17 protein-coding genes are annotated in these 23041 nt (G+C 50.2%); 4 read left to right on the plus strand and 13 right to left on the minus strand.

All coding sequences use genetic code 11. The features are described from left to right. Positions 1 to 7: 7 nt before the first annotated feature. Both kdpC and VF399_12655 read left to right on the plus strand, forming a co-directional pair. Positions 8 to 586 (plus strand): potassium-transporting ATPase subunit KdpC, encoded by a 579-nt coding sequence (gene kdpC, locus VF399_12650; GenBank protein ID HEX7321190.1) that lies wholly within the window; start codon positions 8 to 10, stop codon positions 584 to 586. Beyond that, positions 583 to 2538 carry a DUF4118 domain-containing protein gene (locus VF399_12655; GenBank protein ID HEX7321191.1) on the plus strand — a complete coding sequence of 652 codons (1956 nt, stop codon included), beginning with the start codon at positions 583 to 585 and terminating at the stop codon, positions 2536 to 2538. Before kdpC ends, VF399_12655 begins: the two co-directional genes overlap by 4 nt. 80 nt (positions 2539 to 2618) lie before the next feature. Here VF399_12655 and VF399_12660 read toward each other — a convergent pair whose 3' ends face one another. The 4 genes from VF399_12660 to VF399_12675 all read right to left on the minus strand — a co-directional run bounded on the left by VF399_12660 (position 2619) and on the right by VF399_12675 (position 7008). Beyond that, positions 2619 to 4034, minus strand: coding sequence for a T9SS type A sorting domain-containing protein (locus tag VF399_12660; GenBank protein ID HEX7321192.1), 1416 nt, complete (start codon positions 4032 to 4034; stop codon positions 2619 to 2621). Between the two features lie 153 nt (positions 4035 to 4187). Then, positions 4188 to 4742 (minus strand): hypothetical protein, encoded by a 555-nt coding sequence (locus VF399_12665; protein ID HEX7321193.1) that lies wholly within the window; start codon positions 4740 to 4742, stop codon positions 4188 to 4190. A gap of 234 nt (positions 4743 to 4976) precedes the next feature. After that, positions 4977 to 6485: a catalase gene (locus VF399_12670; GenBank protein ID HEX7321194.1), complete on the minus strand. Its 1509-nt coding sequence runs from the start codon at positions 6483 to 6485 to the stop codon at positions 4977 to 4979. Between the two features lie 70 nt (positions 6486 to 6555). Beyond that, complete coding sequence (locus VF399_12675) at positions 6556 to 7008, minus strand: transcriptional repressor (GenBank protein HEX7321195.1); 453 nt, start codon at positions 7006 to 7008, stop codon at positions 6556 to 6558. Between the two features lie 242 nt (positions 7009 to 7250). On the opposite strand from VF399_12675, the gene mgtA reads away from it, so the two are divergent. Then, entirely contained in the window at positions 7251 to 9737 is a 2487-nt protein-coding gene (mgtA, locus tag VF399_12680; protein ID HEX7321196.1) for a magnesium-translocating P-type ATPase, read from the plus strand. Positions 9738 to 9901: 164 nt separating this feature from the next. Further along, positions 9902 to 11896, plus strand: a complete 1995-nt coding sequence (priA, locus tag VF399_12685) for a primosomal protein N' (GenBank protein HEX7321197.1) — start codon at positions 9902 to 9904, stop codon at positions 11894 to 11896. Between the two features lie 11 nt (positions 11897 to 11907). Here the strand turns inward: priA and VF399_12690 are convergent, their stop codons facing one another. From VF399_12690 to VF399_12730, 9 genes are all read right to left on the minus strand, one after another. After that, entirely contained in the window at positions 11908 to 13953 is a 2046-nt protein-coding gene (locus tag VF399_12690; protein ID HEX7321198.1) for a glycosyltransferase, read from the minus strand. 20 nt (positions 13954 to 13973) lie between these two features. Beyond that, positions 13974 to 15950 carry a S9 family peptidase gene (locus VF399_12695; GenBank protein HEX7321199.1) on the minus strand — a complete coding sequence of 659 codons (1977 nt, stop codon included), beginning with the start codon at positions 15948 to 15950 and terminating at the stop codon, positions 13974 to 13976. A 40-nt stretch (positions 15951 to 15990) separates the two neighbouring features. After that, positions 15991 to 16398, minus strand: coding sequence for a hypothetical protein (locus VF399_12700; protein HEX7321200.1), 408 nt, complete (start codon positions 16396 to 16398; stop codon positions 15991 to 15993). A gap of 99 nt (positions 16399 to 16497) precedes the next feature. Beyond that, positions 16498 to 17049: an LptE family protein gene (locus VF399_12705; protein HEX7321201.1), complete on the minus strand. Its 552-nt coding sequence runs from the start codon at positions 17047 to 17049 to the stop codon at positions 16498 to 16500. Further along, entirely contained in the window at positions 17046 to 19406 is a 2361-nt protein-coding gene (locus VF399_12710) for a tetratricopeptide repeat protein (GenBank protein ID HEX7321202.1), read from the minus strand. The genes VF399_12705 and VF399_12710 overlap by 4 nt, the downstream gene beginning before the upstream one ends. Next, positions 19301 to 20389 (minus strand): glycosyltransferase family 4 protein, encoded by a 1089-nt coding sequence (locus VF399_12715; protein ID HEX7321203.1) that lies wholly within the window; start codon positions 20387 to 20389, stop codon positions 19301 to 19303. The genes VF399_12710 and VF399_12715 overlap by 106 nt, the downstream gene beginning before the upstream one ends. A gap of 18 nt (positions 20390 to 20407) precedes the next feature. Further along, the gene (locus VF399_12720) at positions 20408 to 21328 is read right to left on the minus strand and encodes a GDP-mannose 4,6-dehydratase (protein ID HEX7321204.1); all 921 of its coding nucleotides are present in this window, start codon (positions 21326 to 21328) and stop codon (positions 20408 to 20410) included. Next, the gene (locus VF399_12725) at positions 21325 to 22281 is read right to left on the minus strand and encodes a GDP-mannose 4,6-dehydratase (protein ID HEX7321205.1); all 957 of its coding nucleotides are present in this window, start codon (positions 22279 to 22281) and stop codon (positions 21325 to 21327) included. The genes VF399_12720 and VF399_12725 overlap by 4 nt, the downstream gene beginning before the upstream one ends. Before the next feature lie 6 nt (positions 22282 to 22287). Then, positions 22288 to 23040: a M23 family metallopeptidase gene (locus tag VF399_12730; GenBank protein HEX7321206.1), complete on the minus strand. Its 753-nt coding sequence runs from the start codon at positions 23038 to 23040 to the stop codon at positions 22288 to 22290. Position 23041: the final 1 nt, after the last annotated feature.

Here is a 23041-nt window from a genome sequence, read left to right on the forward strand (position 1 = left end):
GGCAAAAATGAAAACACTAAAAGCGGCACTAATTTTGTTCGCGTTAATGTCCGCGGTTCTCGGATTGGTGTATCCTCTGATGATCACGGGTATTGCGCAGGCGGTTTTTCACTTCCGGGCTAATGGCAGCTTGATAATCAAAAAAGGTAGAATCATCGGCTCGGAACTGATCGGTCAGAAATTCTTAAGCCAGCGGTATTTCCGGGGACGTCCATCGGCTTGCGATTACGATGGCGGTTCAAGCAGCGGGTCGAATTTAGGTCCGACTTCGGAAAAATGGCTAGAACTTGTGAACGTGAGAATCCAGGAGGATGCGCACTTCAAAATACTTTCATCACTTCGATCGATCCCGCCGGATCTGGTAACCGCTTCGGCAAGCGGCCTGGATCCGCACATCAGCATTGAAGCGGCCATGACCCAGATCCCCCGGATAGCACAGGCGCGGAGTCTTGATGAGACCTTGATCCGGTCGTTAGTTATAGAAAATGCAGAAAAACCTTTTTTCGGACCGCATTGCGTTAATGTGCTCAAATTGAATTTAGCATTGGATGATTATGAAATGACAAATAAAAGGAAGCAGCCATGAACGATGAACATCAACGCCCAGATCCGGATGAACTGCTGAAGCGCATCAAACAGGAAGATGCGCAGCATGATAGAAAACGCGGTTACTTGAAAGTTTTTTTTGGGTACGCGGCCGGTGTCGGAAAAACATACCGCATGCTGCACGAAGCGCGGCACCTGATATCGGCTGGTCACAATGTACGTATCGCGGTAGTAGAAACCCATGACCGGGATGAAATCAACGCTTTGTTATCCGGCATCCCGGTGATATATAAAAAGCAGATCCCGTACGGGAAGATCATGCTTGAGGAACTGGATCTGGACGAAGTACTGCGGCAGAAGCCTGAATATGTAATGGTCGATGAACTTGCTCACACCAACGCGCCCGGATCAAGGCACGATAAACGCTATGAAGATGTTGAAGAATTGCTCAGCGCCGGCATAAACGTTTATACATGCCTAAATGTCCAGCACCTGGAGAGCATAAACGATCTGGTGTACCACATCACTGGCATACGCGTGCAGGAGACGATTCCAAACCGGATCCTGGAAATGGCGGATAAGATCGAGCTTGTCGACCTGCCAACCGAAGAACTGCTGCAGCGTTTACAGGAAGGCAAGGTCTACATTCCCGAAAAAGCCAAGGTGGCGATGCGCAGGTTCTTTAAACAGTCAAATTTGCTGGCATTAAGGGAAATCGCGCTGCGTTACACGGCGCACCGGATCGACAGCGACATGATGGACTACAAGCACGAACAGGGCATCAAAACGGCTATCCCGACCGGTTCCCGGCTGCTGGTCGGCGTGAGCCCCAGTTATTCATCGGCCGATGTCATCCGTACGACCCAGCGGCTGGCCGATGAGTTGCAATGCGAGTGGTTCGCGGTCTATGTCGAATCACCGCGCTTGCCACCATTGAAATCCAGCGACCAGTTACAGCTAGATAAAAATCTGAATTTGGCGCAGACGTTGGGTGCGGGAATCACCAGATTGAGCGGTAATGATGCGGCAAATGAAATCATCGCGTTCGCGCATGCCAAAAATGTATCGCTGATCGTGGTCGGTTTTTCGAAACGCTCAAGATTCGAGGCATTGATAAAGGGATCGATCGTCAGCGATGTTGTGGAAAAAAGCGACCCGATTCAGGTCCTGGTCGTTCCCGGTTCACACCAACGTCAGGATTCACAATCGCATCAGGCGAAGAAAAATGAGCGCTTCAATTTCGCAATCATATTGATTAGCGTTGCAAGCATAACCATTACGACCGGGATCGGATTGTTGCTGCGCCATGTTTTGAATACGCATGACATTGTGCTACTATATATCATTCCTATCGTTCTGACCGGTATTACCGTGGGATTGACCGGCGGCATTCTCGCATCGGTCTTTGCGGTAGCCTGTTTCAATTTCTTTTTTGTTCCTCCTTATCATACGTTCGCCATTAGCGATATCCGGTTTTTACTGACCTTTACTATTCTGCTGTTTGCCGGCGTGGTGGCGAGTATCCTGGCAGATATCGTCAAACGCCAGGGCGAAAATGCCAAACGCCGGGAGAAATTTATCCAGATGCTGTATGAATTCAGCAGGAAATTACTTTATACCGGGAATCTTCCGGCATTGCGCCAGAGCATCGTCCGGAATGTATCGGAGCTTTTCGAAACCGAAACCGTACTGTTCTTGCCGGGCGATAACAAAATAGCCATAAGCTGCAAATCAGATCCCAAATGCGCTTTTGGGGAGCGTGAGACAGGGATTGCCCAGTGGTCGTTTCAAAACAAAAAACGGGCTGGTTTTGGCACGGGCACCCTGGTGTCATCTCTCTGGCAGTTCAACCCTTTGACCTATCAGAACAAGGTGCTGGGCATACTGGCGATCAAACCCCATAATCCCCAATCCATGCTGACGTTTGAAAAACAGCAGCTGCTCGAGTCATTTCTAAACATCGTTGCTTTAAGCCTTAAGGATTTTGACTGAGTCTTAACTTCTTGACGGCGTGTAAAAATGCAAACAAAAAGGGGGCGCATGCCCCCTTTTTGTTCTGGTTGAAACGCTGGTTATTTTAGCCAGATGATCTTGGACGTAGTGACGCTTTGGTCGGTTTGAACCGCCACAAAATAGATACCCTGCGCAAAGGGCTTCATGTCGATGGAGATCTCACTGCTGCCCCGGCACATGCCATGATCTGACTCGGCGATCACCTGTCCGGTAGAGTTGTAAATTTTTATCAACACGGGCGTTTCATGCTGGAAATCGTAGCAGACCGCGCAGTTCTTATTGCGCGTAATCGCCGGAATGATCCTGATATGCGATGATGGCGCATTTGCTGCTTTGTGTTCTTCAGCGCCGATCGCACCCCAGTAACGGTTGTATGCCGTATCCGCGTTCGCCTGCAGGTCCGAAAGATTATCGCCTGCGAGCACGGCAAATGCTGCTATATAGGTCTGACCAGGCGTTAATGTGAATGGACCGCTTGAATTGCACGCCGTCCAGTCGTAGATCGTGTCGGTTGACGGCTGCTGGATAGTTCCGTTCATGAATTTGATAATCATGCTGTCGGGCAATCCATTTAGCGGGTAGACGTAGACCAAATGGCTAACCATCGACAGGTTGGCAGCGGGGACTGTCCGGGGAGGGTCCAGTATAGCCACACCGACATAAGGCGTGTTTTGAAAGAGCCAGGTTAACTTCCGAACGGGATCAGATGAACCCTGATCACTTGTTGCAACACCGACGTCCCAGTCCATGAACAGAGCCGCGTAGAGATTAGTAATGGTCGCGCTGCCGCCATTGCGCAGCAAGTAGCGGACCGTCACGAAGTCGTTGGCTGTTGGATCATTATATGCCCAAGAAGATTGCTCGCACGCTAGCCCTATGAAGAACGGATGACCAGAGTCGTCAAACTGACCGGTCGCGTATTCATCATAACTGCCCGGGCCCGGCTCGCTCATTCTCATTGAACCATCGGGTACACTGGAAGTATGCCAGTCGTCGTCACAGGTCCCGCCCTTGAAATATCGGTCAATGCAGTATGTCGCCGCGTTGCCGACTGCGAACGTGCCATAGAACAAATGACTTGCGCTGGCAACCGGGTAGCAAAATCCATCGCCGGCAATGGGTGCGTAAGCCGACATGTAACCCAGCGTGCCGTAGCGAGTCATCGAGAGTTTAACATTACCGCAGTCATGCGTGATATAGTCGTTACCCGGGCCACCCGCGATAAGGCTGAAGTAAAGTGTATCCTGGTATCGCAGCGCGGACGTGATGATCATCGAAAAATCAATGACCGCGCCGAGGGGAGTTGAAGAACCAAGCGTTACGCCGAACGGATTGCTCAGGTTTTCAACCGTACCGCCGGCCGGGATGTTGCCCCAGGAACCGGCATTATCGTTGACCGTGACATAAGGTGATGAAGAAGCGAGCGTGCCAGCGGTATTGTTCGCTTGTGCTGTGCCGTAATTCTTCAGCAGCACGGTCAGGTTTGCATTTTCGCCCGGATCGAGGTACCCGTTATTATTTCCGGCCTGATCGTGGACCGTCTCGCTGAGGTTGTACAGGTAGATTCCGCTGACCGTGAAGTCAAGGATGATGTCGTCGGCGAAGACCTTCGCCGATTCGGTCGCCCCTCAGCAGTGGTAGGTAGTGTCAAAAAGCGAGACTTCGATCTGCTGTACGTCCGAGGGGTTGATACCCGGAAGATTGCCAAGTTCGGTATTGATATTGAAGGCGTAGGCATGCCACAATGAATCGGCTGCCGGAATGATATGCATGGTTGAGGTGTTCACCCATGGATTTTCAGTCGAGCGCGCACAGATCCTGGTAGAACCGATCCGGCTGCCGAATCTGTTTAGATACGTGAGCACCACAGCGGCACCGGTCCACGCGCTCGCGTGGTTATCGTAAGCGTAAAGCTTGGCATTGACCGAGAAATTGACATTAGTGGACGGCAGTTCGACGACTTGCAGCAATGTAGCATAACCCGCGGCCGTGCCGACCTCGACACATGCTTCATAGTTGGGATCCGCATCAAAAGTGGTCGCCTGAGTGAAAGTCGCCGTGAGATTACTGGCGGTATCGATCCATCCGGTAGTAAAAGGCAATTCAAAGTCGCCGTTTACTGTGAGGTTGGACGCGCTGACAAAACATGCAGCTACGAGCAGGGCTGCCATGGATTTTACCATACATCCTCCTTTTGGTCGTTTAACGTGAAATTATCCATTACCAATATCTTAAAAACCTTAAATAACAAATATACTTAAGTATAATACAAATTCATTGGTTGTCAAGTATTAAATTGATCTTCCCGGTGAGGGCGCCGAAGGTCAGAGATACAAGAACTATAAAAACGGTAATCTATTTCCTGACACCAGGCGAAATATTAACGGTATTTTTAAAAATCAAAGACTTAACCGGTATTATTTAGTCGCTTTCGCCCGCTCCTCCTGTGACATTTTCGCCAGGAGCTCAACCTCTTTTACATCAAGCTTCAATCCCTGTGCAATCCTGGTTCCGTATTCAGGATCAACCTTGTAGAAAAGCGCTGTTTGGCGGATCTGAATACGTTTTTGCGCCTTACCTAAATGGTCAACGATATTCCCGATCAAGTGCTCCCGGTCCTCATCGGTCATGACTTTACGATAGAGGTCACCGGCTTGCACAAAATCGTCGTTGGGATGGACATAAGGTTGCCGGGCGCCTTTGCCGGAAAATTCAAGTGACGGTTCTGCCATCTCCGGCTGTGGTTGGGGACCTTCAAAGCTGTTTGGGTAGTAATTCGGACCACCGCCGCCGTTTTCATCCACCCGCATAGCGCCGTCACGCTGATAGTTATTGGCCATGACTCCTTTTGGCGAGTTGACCGGTATCAAGTGGTAGTTTGGACCCAGACGGTAACGATGGGCGTCATGATAGAAAATGATCCGACCCTGCAGCATCTTATCGGGAGAAGGACCGATCCCCGGGACAAAGTTGCCAGGGCAAAAAGCCGATTGTTCCACCTCGGCAAAGTAATTTTGCGGGTTCCGGTTGAGTACCATGCGGCCCACCGGAATGACCGGGAAATCGCCGTGGGGCAGAACCTTGGTCACGTCGAAGGGATTGAACTTGTAGTCTTTGGTTTGTTCGGATTTCATGATCTGGATCTGCACGTCCCAGGCCGGATATTCACCACGTTTGATCGCCTGAAATAAATCGTCGGTCGCGATATCGGGGTTCTCGCCGGCAAGGCGTGACGCCTCTTGCCGGTTGTAATTTTGGATGCCCTGCGCAGTCTTAAAATGAATTTTCACCCAGAAATATTCACCTTTCGCGTTCCACCACTTAAAGGTGTGACCGCCAAAACCATGCATGTGGCGGTAACTCTTAGGCGTACCGCGGTCTGAGAAGAGGATCGTAACCTGATGTATTGATTCCGGGGTAAGAGAGAGAAAATCCCAGAACATATCCGGGTCTTTGGCATTCGTAGCGGGATTGCGTTTCTGGGTATGAATGAAATCGGGGAATTTGATGACATCGCGGATAAAGAAAACTGGTGTGTTATTGCCTACTATATCGTAATTTCCTTCTTCCGTGTATAATTTTACGGCAAACCCGCGGGGATCGCGCGCTGTATCCGCCGAGCCTTTTTCTCCGCCGACCGTGGAAAACCTGGCAAAAACTTCGGTACGCTTGCCGATTTCGGACAGGAATTTTGCCCGGGTGTATTTCGTAACGTCATGCATGACCTCGAAATATCCGCCCGCGCCCGCGCCCTTAGCGTGCACAACGCGCTCGGGGATCCGTTCGCGGTTGAAGTGGGCGAGTTTTTCGGCAAGGTGGATGTCTTCAAGTATGGTGGGTCCTGGGATACCGACGGTTATGCTGTCCTGGTCATTATCGACCGGTCTCCCAAAATTAGTAGTCAGTTTTTTTTGTTCTTTTGCCATGGTATACCTCCTTATATTTTATTTATTTGGCAAACAGAAGAGACAAGAAATAAACAATTGTTCGGGCGTATCATGGACAGGCTTTCGCCTTATTGCGGCACCTATCACATAATCCTTCCAAGTACACCTTTTTTCTTGAAACGAAACATTTTTCTGCGATTTCCTCAGGAACTTTGATATTATCGTAGGCTGTATTATAAAAATCGATTATTCTACTGCATTTAAGGCAGCGGAAATGATGATGCGGTTTAGTATCGGGATCAAAACGTTTGGGATCCCCGGATGCTTCTACAATGCGCGCAAGGCCAATTTTTGTGAATGTGATAAGAGTACTGTTTACGGTCCCCAGAGAAACGCTCGGGAACTTGTTTTTGATTTGCCTGTAAATTTCAGTCGCCGAAGGGTGTTTGTCGGATGCTGACAGCTTTTTGTAAATAGCGATACGCTGCGGCGTGATCCTCAAACCATGCCCATGACAGCATTTTTTAAACGCCTGGAGCTTTTCTTTTATATCGATATCCATTTCAGCGTCAGCGATCTCCTTATTAATACCTGCTATTATATAGTAATTACTTCAATTTGTCAAGGGGTGAAATGCATGACAGGTGTATTTTTCTTAAAAGGTTGACTTTATTTAAAAAGCTCATATAATACGATAACAAAAAATGTTTAGAAATGCCAAAAAACGTTTCCGCTCTGTAATACTGGAAAGGGCAAAGATAACAAAACATGGATGAAGGCATACAAGAATTTGGGCGCCTATCATTGCGCGATTTATTGCAACAACTAAAAACGGCGCCGGAAGGTCTCACTAGTGAGGAAGCCCAAAAACGCTACGCCGGTAATCGGGCAAATTTACTAAAAACAAAAAAGCGGCCGGACGACCTCACCATTTTTCTCTCCCAGTTTAAAAGTCCGATCATCCTTATCCTCCTCTTTGCCGTATTGTTGTCATACTTTCTGCATGAGCACATCGATGCCCTGATCATTTTGATAATAGTCATGGTAAGCGGGTTCCTGGGATTCTGGCAAGAGCGGGGAGCGTCCCGGGCAGTAGAAAAATTGCTGTCGGTAGTTCAAATAAAACCTGAGGTGCTGCGCGACAGTCAGGTAAAAGAAATCCCGATCGACGAGGTTGTCCCGGGCGATATTATCTTGCTTAAAGCCGGTGATGTGATCCCCGCAGATTGCCGGCTCCTGGAATCGAAAGACCTGTTCATTAATGAAGCAACTTTGACCGGCGAAACCTATCCGGTTGAAAAGGAAGCTAAGGAGCTGACCTCGGAAACATTGCCCGGGCCGCAAGTAAACACGCTTCTTATGGGTACCAATGTCGTCAGCGGAACAGCCCGGGCCGTCGTTGTTTATACTGGCAAAGAAACCGAATTCGGCAAAATTTCCGCGCGGCTGCGGCTGCGGCCGCCCGAGACCGAATTTGAACGCGGGGTAAGGCGATTCGGCTATTTATTGATGGAGATAACGCTTTTATTAGTGATCGCAATCTTCGCCATCAATGTATTTTTGGCCCGGCCCGTCCTTGATTCTTTTCTCTTCTCTCTGGCCTTGGCTATTGGCTTGACGCCGCAGCTTTTACCGGCCATTATCAGCGTGAACCTTGCCCATGGGGCTAAAGCTATGGCTAAGAAAAAAGTAATTATCAAGCGTCTCGCCTCGATTGAAAACTTCGGGAGCATGGACGTGCTCTGTTCCGACAAAACCGGCACGCTCACTGAAGGCGTTGTGGAGTTAAACGCCGGTCTTAATGTAATTGGCCAGGATAGTGAGAAAGCACTTTTTTATGCTTTTCTCAACGCTTCTTTTGAAACCGGTTTAGCCAATCCTATTGATGTAGCAATACGTAAGGCAAGAGAGTTCGACATCTCGGACTGCAGAAAACTGGACGAGGTGCCTTACGATTTCGTTCGCAAAAGACTCAGCATTCTATTGTCAAAAGATAAAACTCACCTGATGATCACCAAAGGCGCGCTTGCGAATGTCCTGGCTATTTGTTCCTCGGCCGAGGTCCCGGCAGAGGGAATTGTAGATATGACAAGGGTGCAGGACCAGATCCAAAAACTATTCGAAACCTATAGTAATCGCGGTAATCGCGTATTGGGCATTGCTTATCGTCTTATGGGCGAACAAACGATCATTACCAAAGAAAGCGAAACCGACATGATCTTCCTTGGTTTGATCGTGTTCTTTGATCCGCCCAAACCTCAAATCGCTGAGACCATCGGGCAATTGGAAAAGTTGGGTATTACGCTTAAAATAATCACCGGCGATAACCGGCTTGTTGCCTTCAATATGGCTCAAAAAATAGGCTTGGGAGACGCTGAAATCCTCACCGGCTCAGACCTTCATCAAATGACCGACGAGGCACTTACTCTGGTTGTGTCAGATACCCGGGTTTTTGCCGAAATTGAACCAAATCAAAAAGAACGGATCATTCTGGCACTCAAGAAGTCAAGCCATGTAGTCGGATTTATCGGCGACGGTCTTAATGACGTCTCAGCGCTCCATACGGCTGATGTTGGCATTTCAGTTGACAGCGGTGTGGATGCCGCCAAGGATGCGGCTGATATTGTCCTGTTAGAAAAAGATTTGGGGGTCCTCAGCCAGGGTGTTCAGGAAGGGAGAAGCACTTTTGCCAATACGCTCAAGTATGTCTTCATGGCAACGAGCGCTAATTTCGGCAATATGTTCAGCCTGGCGGGCGCATCTGTCTTTCTGCGTTTCCTGCCCCTGCTGCCTAAACAGATTTTGCTCCTTAATTTATTGACCGATTTCCCGGAGATGACTATCGCGACCGATCGCGTCGACAGGCAAATGGTCGATGAACCCAGACGCTGGAACATCAGCTTCATCCGCAAGTTCATGATCGTTTTTGGACTTTTGAGTTCCGTATTTGATTATTTGACCTTTGGAGTTCTATTATTCATGCTGCAGGCATCACCGGCCCAGTTCCGAACCGGCTGGTTTTTGGAGTCAATCGTATCAGCCGCGGTGATCGTGCTGGTTATCCGGACCCGCAAGCCTTTTTTCAAAAGTATTCCCGGTTCATATCTAATATTTGCAACCTTCATGGTCATTGGGATTGCTTTTCTTATCGCGTTCACACCGATTGGGAAATTGTTCGGTTTTGGTCCGCTGCCCAGTTCTTTTCTTATATTATTGGGGATCGTAATGGTTCTCTATATCATTATCGCGGAGATAATAAAAAAAATATTTTACAAAGCGGTTAAATTTTAAGGTAACGAAAATCTATTACAGTGATCCATGGGTATTACGATTGACTTTATTCCGCAATCCAATATACTAAATGGAGAGAACGTGAAATGTTTATATCGCTAAAAAAAGACGATGTGGTTCCGTCGGAACCGATGGCAGAACTGGCAAGGAAACAGTAATAACCAATGCTGGTCGACGTCGCGATCCCGAAGACGAAATTCGATTTTCTGACCTACGAGACCGATGAGAAAATAGCAGTCGGCGACCTGGTTCTCGTGCCGCTCAGGCAGAAGGACCGCCACGGCATCGTAGTCAGGACCAATGTCAGCCGGAGCGTGCGGGGTATTAGAAGCATCAAAAGCGTAGTTCACTCCGCATTCTTGTCCGGTTCGTTGATAAAGTTGTACCAGTGGATCGCCGAATACTATATGGGAACGCTGGGCGAGGTCATGACCCTCGCTATGCCGGCCGGTGTGCTTGACATGGATGCCGCGGATGAACACACAATTACTCAGCAACCTCCACCGACTGTCGACCGGCATAAAACGCTCAAACTTACCGACCAGCAGAAACAGGCGCTGGACGAGATCACCGGCGCGTTGAGAAATGATAGATACTGCACATTCCTTCTCTGGGGTGTCACGAGCAGCGGCAAAACAGAGGTCTATATCCGAGCTGTGCAGGAGGTGCTGGAGCATGGAGGCCGTGCGCTGGTCCTGGTCCCGGAAATATCGATGACCCCGCTCCTGCTTAACCGCTTCGCCGAAAGATTTGGCACCCAGGCGGCCACGATCCATTCCTCGCTGACCGCGAACGCCAGGAGAACGCTATGGAATATGATAAAGAACGGCGTCTATAGAGTGGTGATCGGTCCCCGTTCGTCGATCTTCCTGCCCATCCCAGATCTCAAGATCATTATCGTCGATGAGGAACATGACCAGTCCTACAAGGAACACCAGCGGACCGTGCGGTATAACGCGCGGGATACGGCGGTGATGAAAGGCAGCATCGAAGGGATCAGCGTCGTGCTTGGGAGCGCGACGCCGCAGATCGAGACGTTTCACAACGCAGCGGTCGGGAAGTACCGGTTATTGAAGCTGGAAAACCGGATCGACAACCGACCCATGCCAGTGATCGAGATCATTGATGTCCGCAACGAGCATCACAAATATATTTCCAGCCGCCTGGAGCAGAAGCTGGCAGAGACCATCTCGAGCCGCGAACAGGTTATCCTCTTTTTGAACCGCCGGGGATATGCGCCCAATCTTATATGCCCGAACTGCGGTTTTATCGCGCAATGCCCGCTCTGCAAGCTGCCCATGGTCAGTCACCGAAGCGCCAGACCAGGCAAGCCGTCATATCTATCCTGCCACACCTGCGACCACCGCAGCCGCCTGGTGTCGGTTTGTCCCCGGTGTGGGAAGAAAACACTGCTTTATAAAGGGGCCGGGACCCAGCGTATAGAGGAACTGGTGCGGCGGTTGATCAACCGTATGCCCAGGCAGCCTGATGACGAGCCCTATTCTGCCGTCCGCATGGACCGTGATTCGGTCCGCAAGAGGGGAGAAGCGGACCGGATCCTGCACACATTGGAGACCGGCGAAGCGCAGATCCTGATCGGCACGCAGCTCGTGACCAAAGGGCTCGATTTTCCTGAAGTGACGCTCGTGGGCGTGATCAACGCCGATACGGTTCTCAACTTACCTGACTTCAGGAGCGGGGAACGGACATTCCAGCTACTGACACAGGTTGCGGGCCGGGCCGGGAGGGGAGAAAAGCCCGGCACTGTACTCGTCCAGACCTTTCATCCGGAACAGTACTCGATCATTTTCGGGCAGCTGCAAAATTACCCTAACTTTTTCGCCCAGGAAATGCAGTTAAGAAAGGAACTTGAGTTTCCGCCTTATACCAAACTTGTTTTGTTAAGACTGAAAGGGAAAAAGGAGGAACGCGTTTGGCATGAAGCACGACGTTTGTATGAACGGATCCAGAATGTACAGGGTTTGAAGATCTACGGTCCAAACAATTCGTATTATTACCGCATACGAGATGATTTCAGGGTATTTATTCTGCTTAAGGCTTTTTCAAAGTTTAACAGGAAAAGGATTGAATTTTTGAGAGAAATTGACCTGCGGGATGTGATTCTTGAGATCGATGTCGATCCTCTGGATATTTGCTAAGTGCGACCGGATCAGAATATCGATTTGATCAGGATCTGCAGGTCTGTAATAACTGATCGGTTCCTGAGATAATAAAGATCATAATAATCTTTTTCCTGCTGCGTTAATTGTTTCTTCTTTTGTTTAGCCCGCAGTTGATTCAAACCAGTTATCCCTGATTTGTAAACAGGCCGGCGCGTCGTGGTGTGCGGATTAATATACTCTGCACCGACCAGGCTGATCGTTCCTTTGAAAATATGCCAGAATAGGGGTACGTTCTTAAGGAAGGGGATTCCTCTTTTATACTGCATGATCTCTTTGATCTGTCCCTTTTCCGTGATGATCCGGTCGCTTATGAGTCTGGCTCCGATGAGCCAGTTGATCAGAACTAAAGGCGCGGTCACGGTCGAGACCAGGAAAGAGACGAATATATCAATGAACCGTTTGACCATCGAATCGACGGGATCGTAGACATTAAGAAAATCAAGCAGTGGCATCGAATCGAACTCATCAACCACGGATTTGGCGATGATGAATTCGAGTTTATGGGGTACGATCCGGAAAACAACACCGCTGCCCTGGGCGTTTGCTATCGTTTCCAGGATCTGCACGTTGGTCAGCCGGTCGCTGGAAAATATGATGTCATCGATCTTTTCGACCCTGATAAGGTCCTTTATGTTCTCGGTCGTTGCAAGGACCTCGGTACCGTCGATCTCCTTACCGATGTTGTTCTCGTCAAAATCAACGAAGCCGCAGATCTCGAACGGCAGATCAGGTCGCGTCCTGAGTTTTTTCAAGATGCGCTCGCCTTCCTTGCCGACGCCGACGATAATGACACGTCGTAACTTGGAAAGGGAGTGTTTCATGGCCTGAGGGATCAGCACGCGGTAGAGCAGGCGCCATGTGCTGAGCACGGCGGTTATCAAGAGGAATGAAATGATTACAACGACCCTCGAATATGCGAACTGGTTGAAAAAATAGGTGAACGTCGCGTTTAGCAGAAGTCCAAATAAGGTGCCGTTGAGCACCGGTTTTATATGATACTTGCCCCGCGCATGGTAGGCACCGGCCAGATACATGCTGACAAGCCAGATGACGGTGTAGATCGGATATATGACGCCAAACCGTTCCAGAGAATAATGCGGCAGCCAGATCTTGATGCTCAGGTAAATGCAGGCAACGACCAATACGGCATCGATCAGTGACGGCAGTAGACTTTTGAACATTAGATAGAGATAGGCCACCGCAGCCCGTATGTAGATGCCTGCGATCAGGAGTAGTTTCAACACGATCGAATAGTGGTTCTTGAAATGTTTATTGATGAACAAAAGCATGGCGGTGTAGAAGTTGGAAATGAAGGGGAATTCGCCCTTTTTGGTGCTTTCGCCTTTGTAATGGATCGCTTTCGTGGTCGGAACGTAAAAAACCTTCATTCCCGCTTTCTTTATCCGGTAGCACAGGTCGATGTCCTCGCCATACATGAAGTAGTCCTCGTCGAAATAACCGATGCGTGAGATGATATCCTTGCGGACCATCATCAGCGAACCCGACAGGACATCAACTTCGTGCTGCAAGTCGGGATCCAGGTACGTCAGGTTGTACTTGCCGAACACCGGGCTTTTAGGAAAGATCTTACTTAGACCTACGATCCTGGTGAAGGCGATCCACGGGGTCGGGATGCTGCGGCGGCAGGCGATCTGAAAAGTACCATCCGGATTTATCAGCTTGCAGCCGACAGCACCGGTTTGTGGGTGCTCATCCAGGAACTTCTTCAACGTGATCAGAGTGTCTTCCTGGATAAGCGTGTCGGGGTTCAGCATCAGAATATAAGCGGCGTTCGCCTGCCGCAGCGCCTGGTTATTGGCTTTTGAAAAGCCCAGATTTTTATGGTTCTCTATGAGTTTAACGTAGGGAAATTTCTTTTTCAGCAATCCCTGGCTGCCGTCGACCGAAGCGTTATCGACGACGAAGATCTCGACCTGCAGACCGTGCCGGGCTTTCTCGATCGCCATCAGGCACTGTTCCAGGAAGTGCTTGACATTGTAGTTAACAATGATGATCGATAGGTCCGGCTGCACGGACTATTGTCTCCTTTTTTTCACTTTCGTTTCGTCAGCTGCTGCCGCAGGAATCGCAGCATGAGTTCGAGTCTTTTTTCGCGTCGCCTCGGCGTGCCATGCCGGGAAAGCTCATGGCTTTCCTCGGGGAACCGCGCCATGACCACGCTCTTTTTAAGGATCTTCAGGGCCGTGAACAGTTCTTCGGCCTGCCCGATCGGACAGCGGTGGTCCTGCTCGCTGTGCATGATGAGCAGGGGCGTATTTATCCTGGGAGCGTATTTCAGCGGCGACATGTCCCAGTAGAACCGGAAATTTTTCTTCTTCCAAAGGTCGCCGACAAATTCTTTGTGAAGATCGAAACCAAAATCAGTGTTGAAAAAAGATAACATGTTGACAACGCTGCGCATGGAAATGGCAGCCTTAAAGATGTCGGTGTGACCGATGATCCAGTTAGTCATGAAACCGCCGTAACTGCCGCCCATCACGGCCATTTTTTTAAAATCGATGAATTTGTATTTTCTTAAAGCGGCGATGGCTTTCATGTGATCGATATAATCAGGTTTCCCCCAGCGCAGGTGCAGCTCCCGGGCGAACCGCTCGCCATATCCGGTGCTGCCGTGCGGGTTTGAATAAAAAACCGCGTAGCCCTGTCCGGCCAGCACCTGGAATTCGTGAAAGAACGACTGGCCATAGGCAACGTGCGGTCCCCCGTGGATCTCAAGGCAGAGCGGGTACTTTTTACCATGATCAGTACGCGTTGGTTTCATGAGCCATCCCTGGACTTGATGGTTTTTGTAACCTTTGTACGTGAACTGGACCGGTACCGAGAAATTACGGCGCTTGGCATACTCAAGGTTGATGTCGGTCATTTTCATGAGCACGCCGCTTCGCCACAGGTAAAGGTTTCCGGGGTCCCGGTAATTACTGATCGCGAGGGCGCATGAATTTTCACCGTCGTGGTCGTACGCGTAGATCCGGTTGCCCGGATCAATGTATTTTTCGACCGTGCGCTTCCTGATATCTACGCGACAGAGCAAGGTGCGGCCTGTTTGGGTCGCCGGGAATACGAGGGACCTGCCGTTATTGATAAAACGCAGACGAAATCGTGCAAAATGCCCGCAATCATCGATAATATCATCGCCGATCGCGTCTTTAAAAGATGGAGTGATTTTGACCGATTTTCCAGCCCGCAAGGGTGCGTACCAGATGGACCATTGTCTCCAGCCAACGTGTTCTTCAGGATATCCGCGGGCGATAAACGCGATATGGGTCCCGCTCGGGCTGAATTCCGGCGCGCCTTTGGGTCCGGTCAGCGTATTAATACGGCGTTCGTTCTTTCCATCCTGGTCGATGACGTAGATATCCAGGTATAGGAATTTTTCTTCGTAATCCGGGTTCCGGTTAGTAACAAAAGCGATCGCGGATCCGTCTGGTGAAATACCGGGCTCCCTGTCGCCGTTCGGTCCATAGGTCAGCTGTGTCATCACACCATTTTTGACTTTGACCTTCCAGATATGCGTTCTGTCCGCCGGCAGTATTCCGACATTATCTTCTTTATAGAAAGCTTTTGTAATATAGTAGAACAAAGGCGGTTTGCCTTTCTCCGTGATCCGATCCTTGTCTTCATCTTTCCTGGTGAATTCGCAAATGATGTTTTTACCGTCGGGCATCCAGTGATAAGTGCCAAAATAGCCATTGGCATCGGTGATCTGATAGGCTTCACCGCCATTGACGGGTATCGCCCACAGGTTTGTCTTTTCTTTCTCGGTGGCAAGAAAAGCCAACAATGAGCCATCCGGCGACCATTGCGGGCTGCCGACAGTTTTGTCGCCTCGTATAAAGTGGCGCACCTTGCCGCGGCTATCAATCACGTAGAGATTGGAAAAGTATTTATTCTTCTTCTTGTCCATCCACTCGACGGTATAAGCGATACGGTCCGCGTCCGGTGACAGCGCGATCTCCCGGAGGTAACGGATTCGGTACAGGTCATCGATGAGTACGTTTTTTTTGGTCATCTGCTTTCCTGTCTTATTGCAGTATTATGGCAATGTCGCATCACAATTTTCGCCAGCGCTGAACGGTTCCGACGAATTCTTTTTCCTTGGCAAACCAGCGCACTTCGAGTTCGGAATCGTTGATCAGGACAAAATAAACATCCTTATAACCGACCGACACGATCGCTCCGGTTGAATCAATCTCCTTAATCAGGTCCTGGCCGCTCCATTTGCTTGCGCCCATCAGTTCGATGTCGCGCCATTTGATGTCGTTTTCTTCAAATTCAAGCCGCTCCAGAACGCCCGAGACCTTGACAAGCTTGCCGAAAAATTTGCCACCGGAACCTTCAACCTCAACGATCGAACCCGCCGCGTCATCGCCATACCGTTCCCATTGCCCAACGAGGGGATTGCGCTGGCAGGCCGCCGCGATAAGCGCGAGCGTCCCCAGAATAAGGATTTTTTTCACGTAAGCCTCCTTGGCCGATACTTGATCCATGCTTGCCGCATGAACCTAATATTATTATAGTACACGCCGTTGCGCGTAATGTCAATCAGTGTTTCCATGCTACCAGTTCGTCAGGATGGCAGTTACCAGCCGGTCCGCGGTCTTGCGCATTGCATCCCGGATGCCTTCATCTTCATTGTTCTCGCAGATCGTCCATTCAGAAACTTCCCCTTCCCAGAAGACGTCGTTAGTGATCTGATCAATGCAGCGAACCGAGAATCTCACCGTAATCTTATACTGAGAAACACTGGTCGAACCCGTGTAAATATATGGTTCTTTGTCATAGCCGGTCACGGATCCCTCAATGACCAGATCCGCCTGTTTTTCATCGACTATGCGCAATCCGGAACCGCTGCGGAAGGCATCGTTGACAGCCAGCGTTGCCAGCTCATCCAGACCGGCTTTGATCGTCTGGTTATCAAAGAGCTTGATGTTCACTTTTTTCATATAGCCAGGCAGGAGCGAACGGGTAGTGTAGCCGCAGCAACTGCTGAGGAGACAATAGACGGTGGAAAGTAAACAGTAGACAGCTATGTGGCCAATGAATTTTTGTATCCTTTGACGGTTCCTGCAAATAACATGATCCTGCGTTTCCTGCGGTCTTTTTATCATTTAATCAGTTCCAATCTTTTTTTAGCCTCACCACCCCAAACGTCGGCAACCCCGCGTTTCTTGATGAGATCCCGGTAAAGTGCCCGTGCCTGCTCCACTTCGCCCAGGAATTCCAGGGCGAGGCCGGATTTGAACTCGGCAGTCGGCATCCACATCTCATCCCGGGCAAAATCGGCCACGATCGCCTGGTAATGGTACAGGGCACGGATAAAATCACCCCGGCCCAGGTACGCTTCGGCCAGCCAGTAATGGTGTTCAGGACTGGGTTTGACAGCGATCGCGCGCTTTAGATACTCGATGGCGCGCGGGGCATCAGCCCGGCGGAGATAGGCGTAACCGATCTCGAACAGCGTTTCATCGCCGGCATCATCCGGCAGCATGGCAAGCAGGTTCGTGCCCGACCGGATGACCTTGTTCCAGTCCTCGGATTTCTTGTACGCGATCAACTCGTTTTGCAGCGCGTTCTGCTTAAGCGTCGTGTCAGCGCCGGCGATATGATAGTAAAACCCGGCCGAATCAAAGTCACCGTTAACGTACTTAATAGTGGCGATTTTGAACGCGGCGGCAGCGTATTTATCGCTATTCCTGTATTGGGTAAAAATAAGATGGAAAAGCGACTCCGCGGCAGTATAGTTTTGTTTCATGAACAGTGACAATGCATAATTATAGGACATTTTATCTGTGAGATAACCAGGCGCGCATTGCATTATGCTATCGTAGTAGCTGATAGCCAGGTCGTATTTCTTGCCTTCGACAAGGTATTCTCCATAAGCGTTTACATAATCTTTCGTGAATTCCATGCTGTACTCTCTTACGAAGCTTCCAAACAACGAATCGGCTTTTGCTTTATTGCCGGTGCGTACCTGGCTGTAGAGATAGATTTCAAACAACTTATCGTCGGCGGTTGTGAAATATGATGGATCGTAACCAGCTATTGTCTGGTACCGCTGATACTTGTAGGCGCTTTTTAAATAGTTATTGAACGCTTTGCGTTTGAGCAGGGTGTCACCGGCGAGTTCCATGACCTTCGCGTACAGGTCCAGGGGGTTTTGATCGAGTTGTTCCTTGCTTCGGGCCGCAATATAAAGCAGGTTTGGGTCCCTGGATTGCATGATGAGCACATTGCAGAGTGCCTGTTCATAACGTTGGTAGTAAAAGTCGGCATACGTTTTTACGCGTCGAAGATATGGTTTAACGTTGACGTATTTGCCGTATTTTAGCAAAACATTGTACGCGTCCTGGTACAAATCTTGTTCAAGTAGCGCCTCGGCATAAAGCGAATCCAGCGAAAAAACATCGCGGTATTTTTTACGCAGCATCTGAATATTCTGCAAGAAATTGGTGGTGTCGGCAAACAACCCTTCGCGATCAATATCTTCGGGGAGTCCGACAGCGACCGTATCGAGACGGTAGTATTGCAAAAGCATATTTGTCTCTTCAGGATCCGAAGGCGTAATCTCGGTTTCCAGGACGCCCGTTTGCAGGGCTTTGAGCAGTTTTGCCTTCCGGGAAAAGTCAGCGCTCATGGACAACTCGGCGATCTGGCTTTTGAACAAGTCTGCGTCAAACAACCGACTTACTTTTGCCGCCCGGTAGAGGAGGGGTAAGGGCAGGGGTATTTTCATGCTCTCCATGGTGATCTTTCTATAGAGATCGTATGCTTTAAGGGTGTCGCCGAATCCGAGAAAAAAATCGGTCAAGTATAATTCACCTTTTATCCCTTTGATATGTCCATATAGCTCCGCTTTTTCGGTCGGGTCCACGATCGCTTGTGCGCGGAGGAACTTGAAGGTATCCTGGCGCGGGCAATAAGGCCAAATCTTGTCGCTGTAAAGCGGTTGTTCGACGAGATGAAGGCAGATCTCCCAAAGCAGGGTGGAATCCGGTTTAAGGTAGTCGTACCGCTTGAGGCAGTCAAACGCCAATAAATATGCCTTTTGATCGATCAACTCCGAAAGCATGAGGTTGAAGACCTCCTGCCGGCGTTCACCGTAAAATTGACGTTGAAGGTACTGGAACCCCTGCGCGAGCATCTCAGTGGTGTTGCCGTCAGCCTGGCTGATGCGGATCAAGTAGTACCGCGCGTTGGGCACAAGGATATCTTCGGGACGTTCGCGTATGAATTCTTCAAAGAATGACCGGGCAATGGCGTAATTGTTTTGTTCGAAATTATGCCGCGCGGTAAAATAGTCGGCAGCTCCGTCTTGCGCGAACGCGATCGAACACAGGATTAAAAACGGCGCCATTGTCGTCATGATGACAAGCTTTGGATCAGGATCTTTTCCATCTTGTTCGCAGCGATATCCCATGAGAACCGGGCCGACCATGTCTTCGCCGCCGATGAAAAATCCTGCCACTTTTTATGATCGGTTAAAAGATCTTTGATCCTGGCGCTCATGGATTCGATGTCGCCGTAAGGATATAGATATCCGGTTCTGCCGTCGGCCACCACCTCGTTGAGGCCCGGAGAATCGGCGCAAACCACCGGGGTCCCGCAGGCCTGGGCTTCGATGGCGGTGAGCCCCCAGCCTTCCTTTATGGATGGCTGCACCACGATCATGGCGCTGGAATATATCCGGAACTTTTCACGCTCGCTCACGAAACCAGTGAATTCGATCCCGGTTCCGAGTTTCCGATTCAGGGATTTCAGATCCGGCAGTGCATCACCGTCGCCGACGATCATCGCTTTCACGTCATTATTTTTTTTCAAGCGGGCGATCATGTTCACAAAGTGATCGATGGATTTATATCTTTTGACCCGGCCGACATAAACGACAAGACCGGCGATCCTTTTGATGGCCGCCTGGGACGGGATATTCGGGATCCCGCTCTGGACAACGCTAATGTCGTTCCTGACGCCCATATGATTCAGGTCAGATGCGGAGCTGTTTGAAATAGCTATGAAACAAGAATTGCGATAGAAAAAAGGGATCAGCCGTTCCGTGAAAAAAACATAGGACGCAGCCAGCGGATTGGTCTCGCGGTAAATGGTGCCGCGGAATACGTGCATGAGCAAAGCATAGACCTTCTTGCGGGTGTACAGAGGCGAAAAAAACGGGATCTTGTTGAGGTCGTCAACGATAACGTCGATCTTTTGATGGCGCAAAAGCGCCCGCAAAGCCAGGGGGGCAAAAAAATTGAAATTTCCCCGCCGGCCGACACGGAATATCTCAAATCCGTCGATCACTTCTTGTCGACTTTGCCCGCGCGCGCGGCTGCATAGCATGACGATCCGGTGACCCTTCTTCACCATTCGCGAAAAGATCTCGTACAAATACACTTCCGCCCCTCCCGTCAGCGGGTTGAGCCAGTCCTGCCAATTGATAATAAGGATGTTCATGCCGGCATGCAGTTTTGACTATCTGACCTGCGCTCTCCAGTAGTTCAGGAGGTCTTCCAGGGTTTTTTCGAACTTGATCCTGGGATGCCAGCCGGCGGTGCGGGAAAATTTCTCGCCATTGCCCGTCAAGACCGGGATATCGACTTTTCGAAGTTTCGCTGCGTCCACCTTGACCTCGAATTTCTTCTTCGAGACGCTCTGGAGGATCTGGATGGCCTGGCCCAGCGTGTGCCCTTTGCTGCAAGCAATGTTATAGATCTCCTGGACCTGGCATTTTTCGACCGATAATTTATAGGCGCTGACAATATCCCCGATGTTCATAAATTCACGCGTGATCTCGGTGTTGCCGATCTCGACCAGGGGTGGACGTTTCCCTTTTTCGATCTCCACTACCTGCCGGGCAATGGTCGGCAGGACAAAATTGTCACCCTGCCCGGGTCCCGTATGAGTGAACGGGCGCAGGATGATCCACCCGATATTCTCGACCCCGTCGTCGCGGCATATCAGTTCAGCGGCGTACTTGCTTATCGCATACGGGTTCTTCAGTACAATGGGCGCGGTTTCCGTAAGGTTCTCACCGCCGCCGTAAACCTCGCAGGTCGAGACGAAAAAGAACCGGACCGGCTTGTCCAGCTGTTTTGCACTTTCCAGCAGGTGCAAAGTACCCATGATATTGGTGCTGTAAGTGAGCGGCCGGTCATTGAACGATTTGGCTACTGAGCTGACCGCAGCAAGATGAAAAACGATATCCGGTTTGTAGGCCTTCATGACTTCCCGGGTCGACTCGGCATTGGTGATGTCGAGGGGCACATATCGGCCGCGTTTGGGGACCAGGAGCGGATGGCATACCGGAACGATCTTATACAGCGTTTCTTTCAGCGTTTTAACTAAATGGCTGCCGACAAAACCTTCGCTGCCGGTCACCAGGATCGACTTCATGATACCCGTTCGCGCCAGTAGTCGAGTAGATCCCGCAGGGTCGTGTCAAAAGGGATCTGAGGCTGCCAGCCGGTGGCGGTCTTGAACTTTTCAGCGGAACCGATCAAAAGCTCGACATCCGATGGTCTTAGCCGCTCGGGATCCTGCTCGACTTTGACCTTCGCCTTTGACAGGGCGAGGAGTTTATCAAGCACCTCTTTGATCTTGTAGCCTTTACCAGAGGCAATATTGTAGACCTCTCCAGCCTCGCCCTTTGCAAGGGACAGGAAATAAGCGCGGGCAACGTCCCGCACGTCCAGGAAATCCCTGACCGCGTCGAGATTACCGACCTTGATCACCGGTTCCCGGAGTCCTTTTTCGATCTCCACGATCTGCTTGGCAAAATTGGAAGTCACGAAGACGTCGCCGCGCCGCGGTCCCGTGTGGTTGAAGGCGCGGGTGCGCACGACATGCAGGTGGTAACTTTTGAAATACTGGTAGCCGAGAAGGTCCTGGGCGACTTTGCTTACACCGTAAGGGCTGAGCGGTCTTAATGGATTCTCTTCGGTGATGGGCACCTCCGACGGCAGAACCATGCCATATTCCTCGCTGGAACCGGCGACGTGGATCCTTGATTTTAACTTCAGGTCTTTGACCGTTTCCATGAGGTTAATCTCTCCGATCACGTTGGTGTGCATTGACTCCACGGGCGCGCGCCATGAGAACGGTACATAACTCTGTGCGGCAAGATGGAAAATATAATCAGGCTGGATCTCGGTAAGGACCGTGCGCAGCGCGAACGCATCCTTGATGTCGCATTCACACAGGGAAATCTTGTTCCGGATGGATTCAATGTTGTCAAGCCGGGAGCGCCATTTTATTGTGCCGAATACCTTGTGCTCGCCCTGCGACAGTAAATACTCCGCCAGATGACTGCCCACGAAGCCAGATATGCCTGTTATTAATATTTTCATTTCACCTCACTTTTCAAAAAAATAGGGAAGATAAGCCATCGGGTCGACCCTTGTGTTCCGGAATCGGATCTCATAGTGAAGATGGGGCGATGTTGACCTCCCCGATGAGCCGACCGTGCCGATCATTTCTCCAGGTTTGACGGTGCGTTTTTTGTCACTGACAATGGAATTGAGATGGCCGTAAAGAGTGGAATAATTCCTGCTGTGCTCGATGATGACATAGTTTCCGTACAGCGAATCCCAGCCGGTTTCGGTGACCGTACCCGCGGCCGTGGCGATCACCGGTGTGAAAAGAGGGGCGGCGATATCAAGGGCCTCATGGCCGATCTCGAAAGCTTTGGATATCTGCCCATTGGTCGGCATCAGCGCGGGGATGTTCTTGTCATCACCGGCAAGGGATTCAGACGGCACGACCGCCTCGCGCGTAACGGAGATGATCGGTTGGACCACCTCGGGCGTTTTTTCGATGCCGAGCATCGTCTTCAATTTTTTATTGTTAAGTTCGACGATCTCAAGGTTTTTCTTTATCTCGTTTATCTTTTCGAATTCCTTTTCGATCTCTGCGTTCCGTTTCCGCAGGACCTCGGCTTCCACCGCTTTGTAAGAAAGGCGTCCGTAGCTGATCGTGGCGACCACCAGGATAATGATTATTATAAAAGCCGCTGCGCCAAGGAGGTAAAGTCCCTTGCGGGGTATGAAAAAGTGACGGGACCCCTGGGAGTCCGTCGCTGTCACTACGATCGAAAGTCCTTGCTTCATG

The organism is bacterium (assembly GCA_036382775.1).
Classification (GTDB): domain Bacteria; phylum Hydrothermota; class Tepidihabitantia; order SM23-42; family JAOAFX01; genus DASVHD01.

Coding starts and splice junctions, on each gene's coding strand:
- VF399_12715 (HEX7321203.1), bottom strand. CDS start 20,389: ATGAACATCCTTATTATCAATTGGCAGGACTGGCTCAACCCGCTGACG.
- VF399_12665 (HEX7321193.1), bottom strand. CDS start 4,742: ATGGTAAAATCCATGGCAGCCCTGCTCGTAGCTGCATGTTTTGTCAGC.
- VF399_12705 (HEX7321201.1), bottom strand. CDS start 17,049: ATGATAAAAAGACCGCAGGAAACGCAGGATCATGTTATTTGCAGGAAC.
- VF399_12655 (HEX7321191.1), top strand. CDS start 583: ATGAACGATGAACATCAACGCCCAGATCCGGATGAACTGCTGAAGCGC.
- VF399_12675 (HEX7321195.1), bottom strand. CDS start 7,008: ATGGATATCGATATAAAAGAAAAGCTCCAGGCGTTTAAAAAATGCTGT.
- VF399_12695 (HEX7321199.1), bottom strand. CDS start 15,950: ATGACCAAAAAAAACGTACTCATCGATGACCTGTACCGAATCCGTTAC.
- VF399_12730 (HEX7321206.1), bottom strand. CDS start 23,040: ATGAAGCAAGGACTTTCGATCGTAGTGACAGCGACGGACTCCCAGGGG.
- priA (HEX7321197.1), top strand. CDS start 9,902: ATGCTGGTCGACGTCGCGATCCCGAAGACGAAATTCGATTTTCTGACC.
- VF399_12725 (HEX7321205.1), bottom strand. CDS start 22,281: ATGAAAATATTAATAACAGGCATATCTGGCTTCGTGGGCAGTCATCTG.
- VF399_12670 (HEX7321194.1), bottom strand. CDS start 6,485: ATGGCAAAAGAACAAAAAAAACTGACTACTAATTTTGGGAGACCGGTC.
- VF399_12720 (HEX7321204.1), bottom strand. CDS start 21,328: ATGAAGTCGATCCTGGTGACCGGCAGCGAAGGTTTTGTCGGCAGCCAT.
- kdpC (HEX7321190.1), top strand. CDS start 8: ATGAAAACACTAAAAGCGGCACTAATTTTGTTCGCGTTAATGTCCGCG.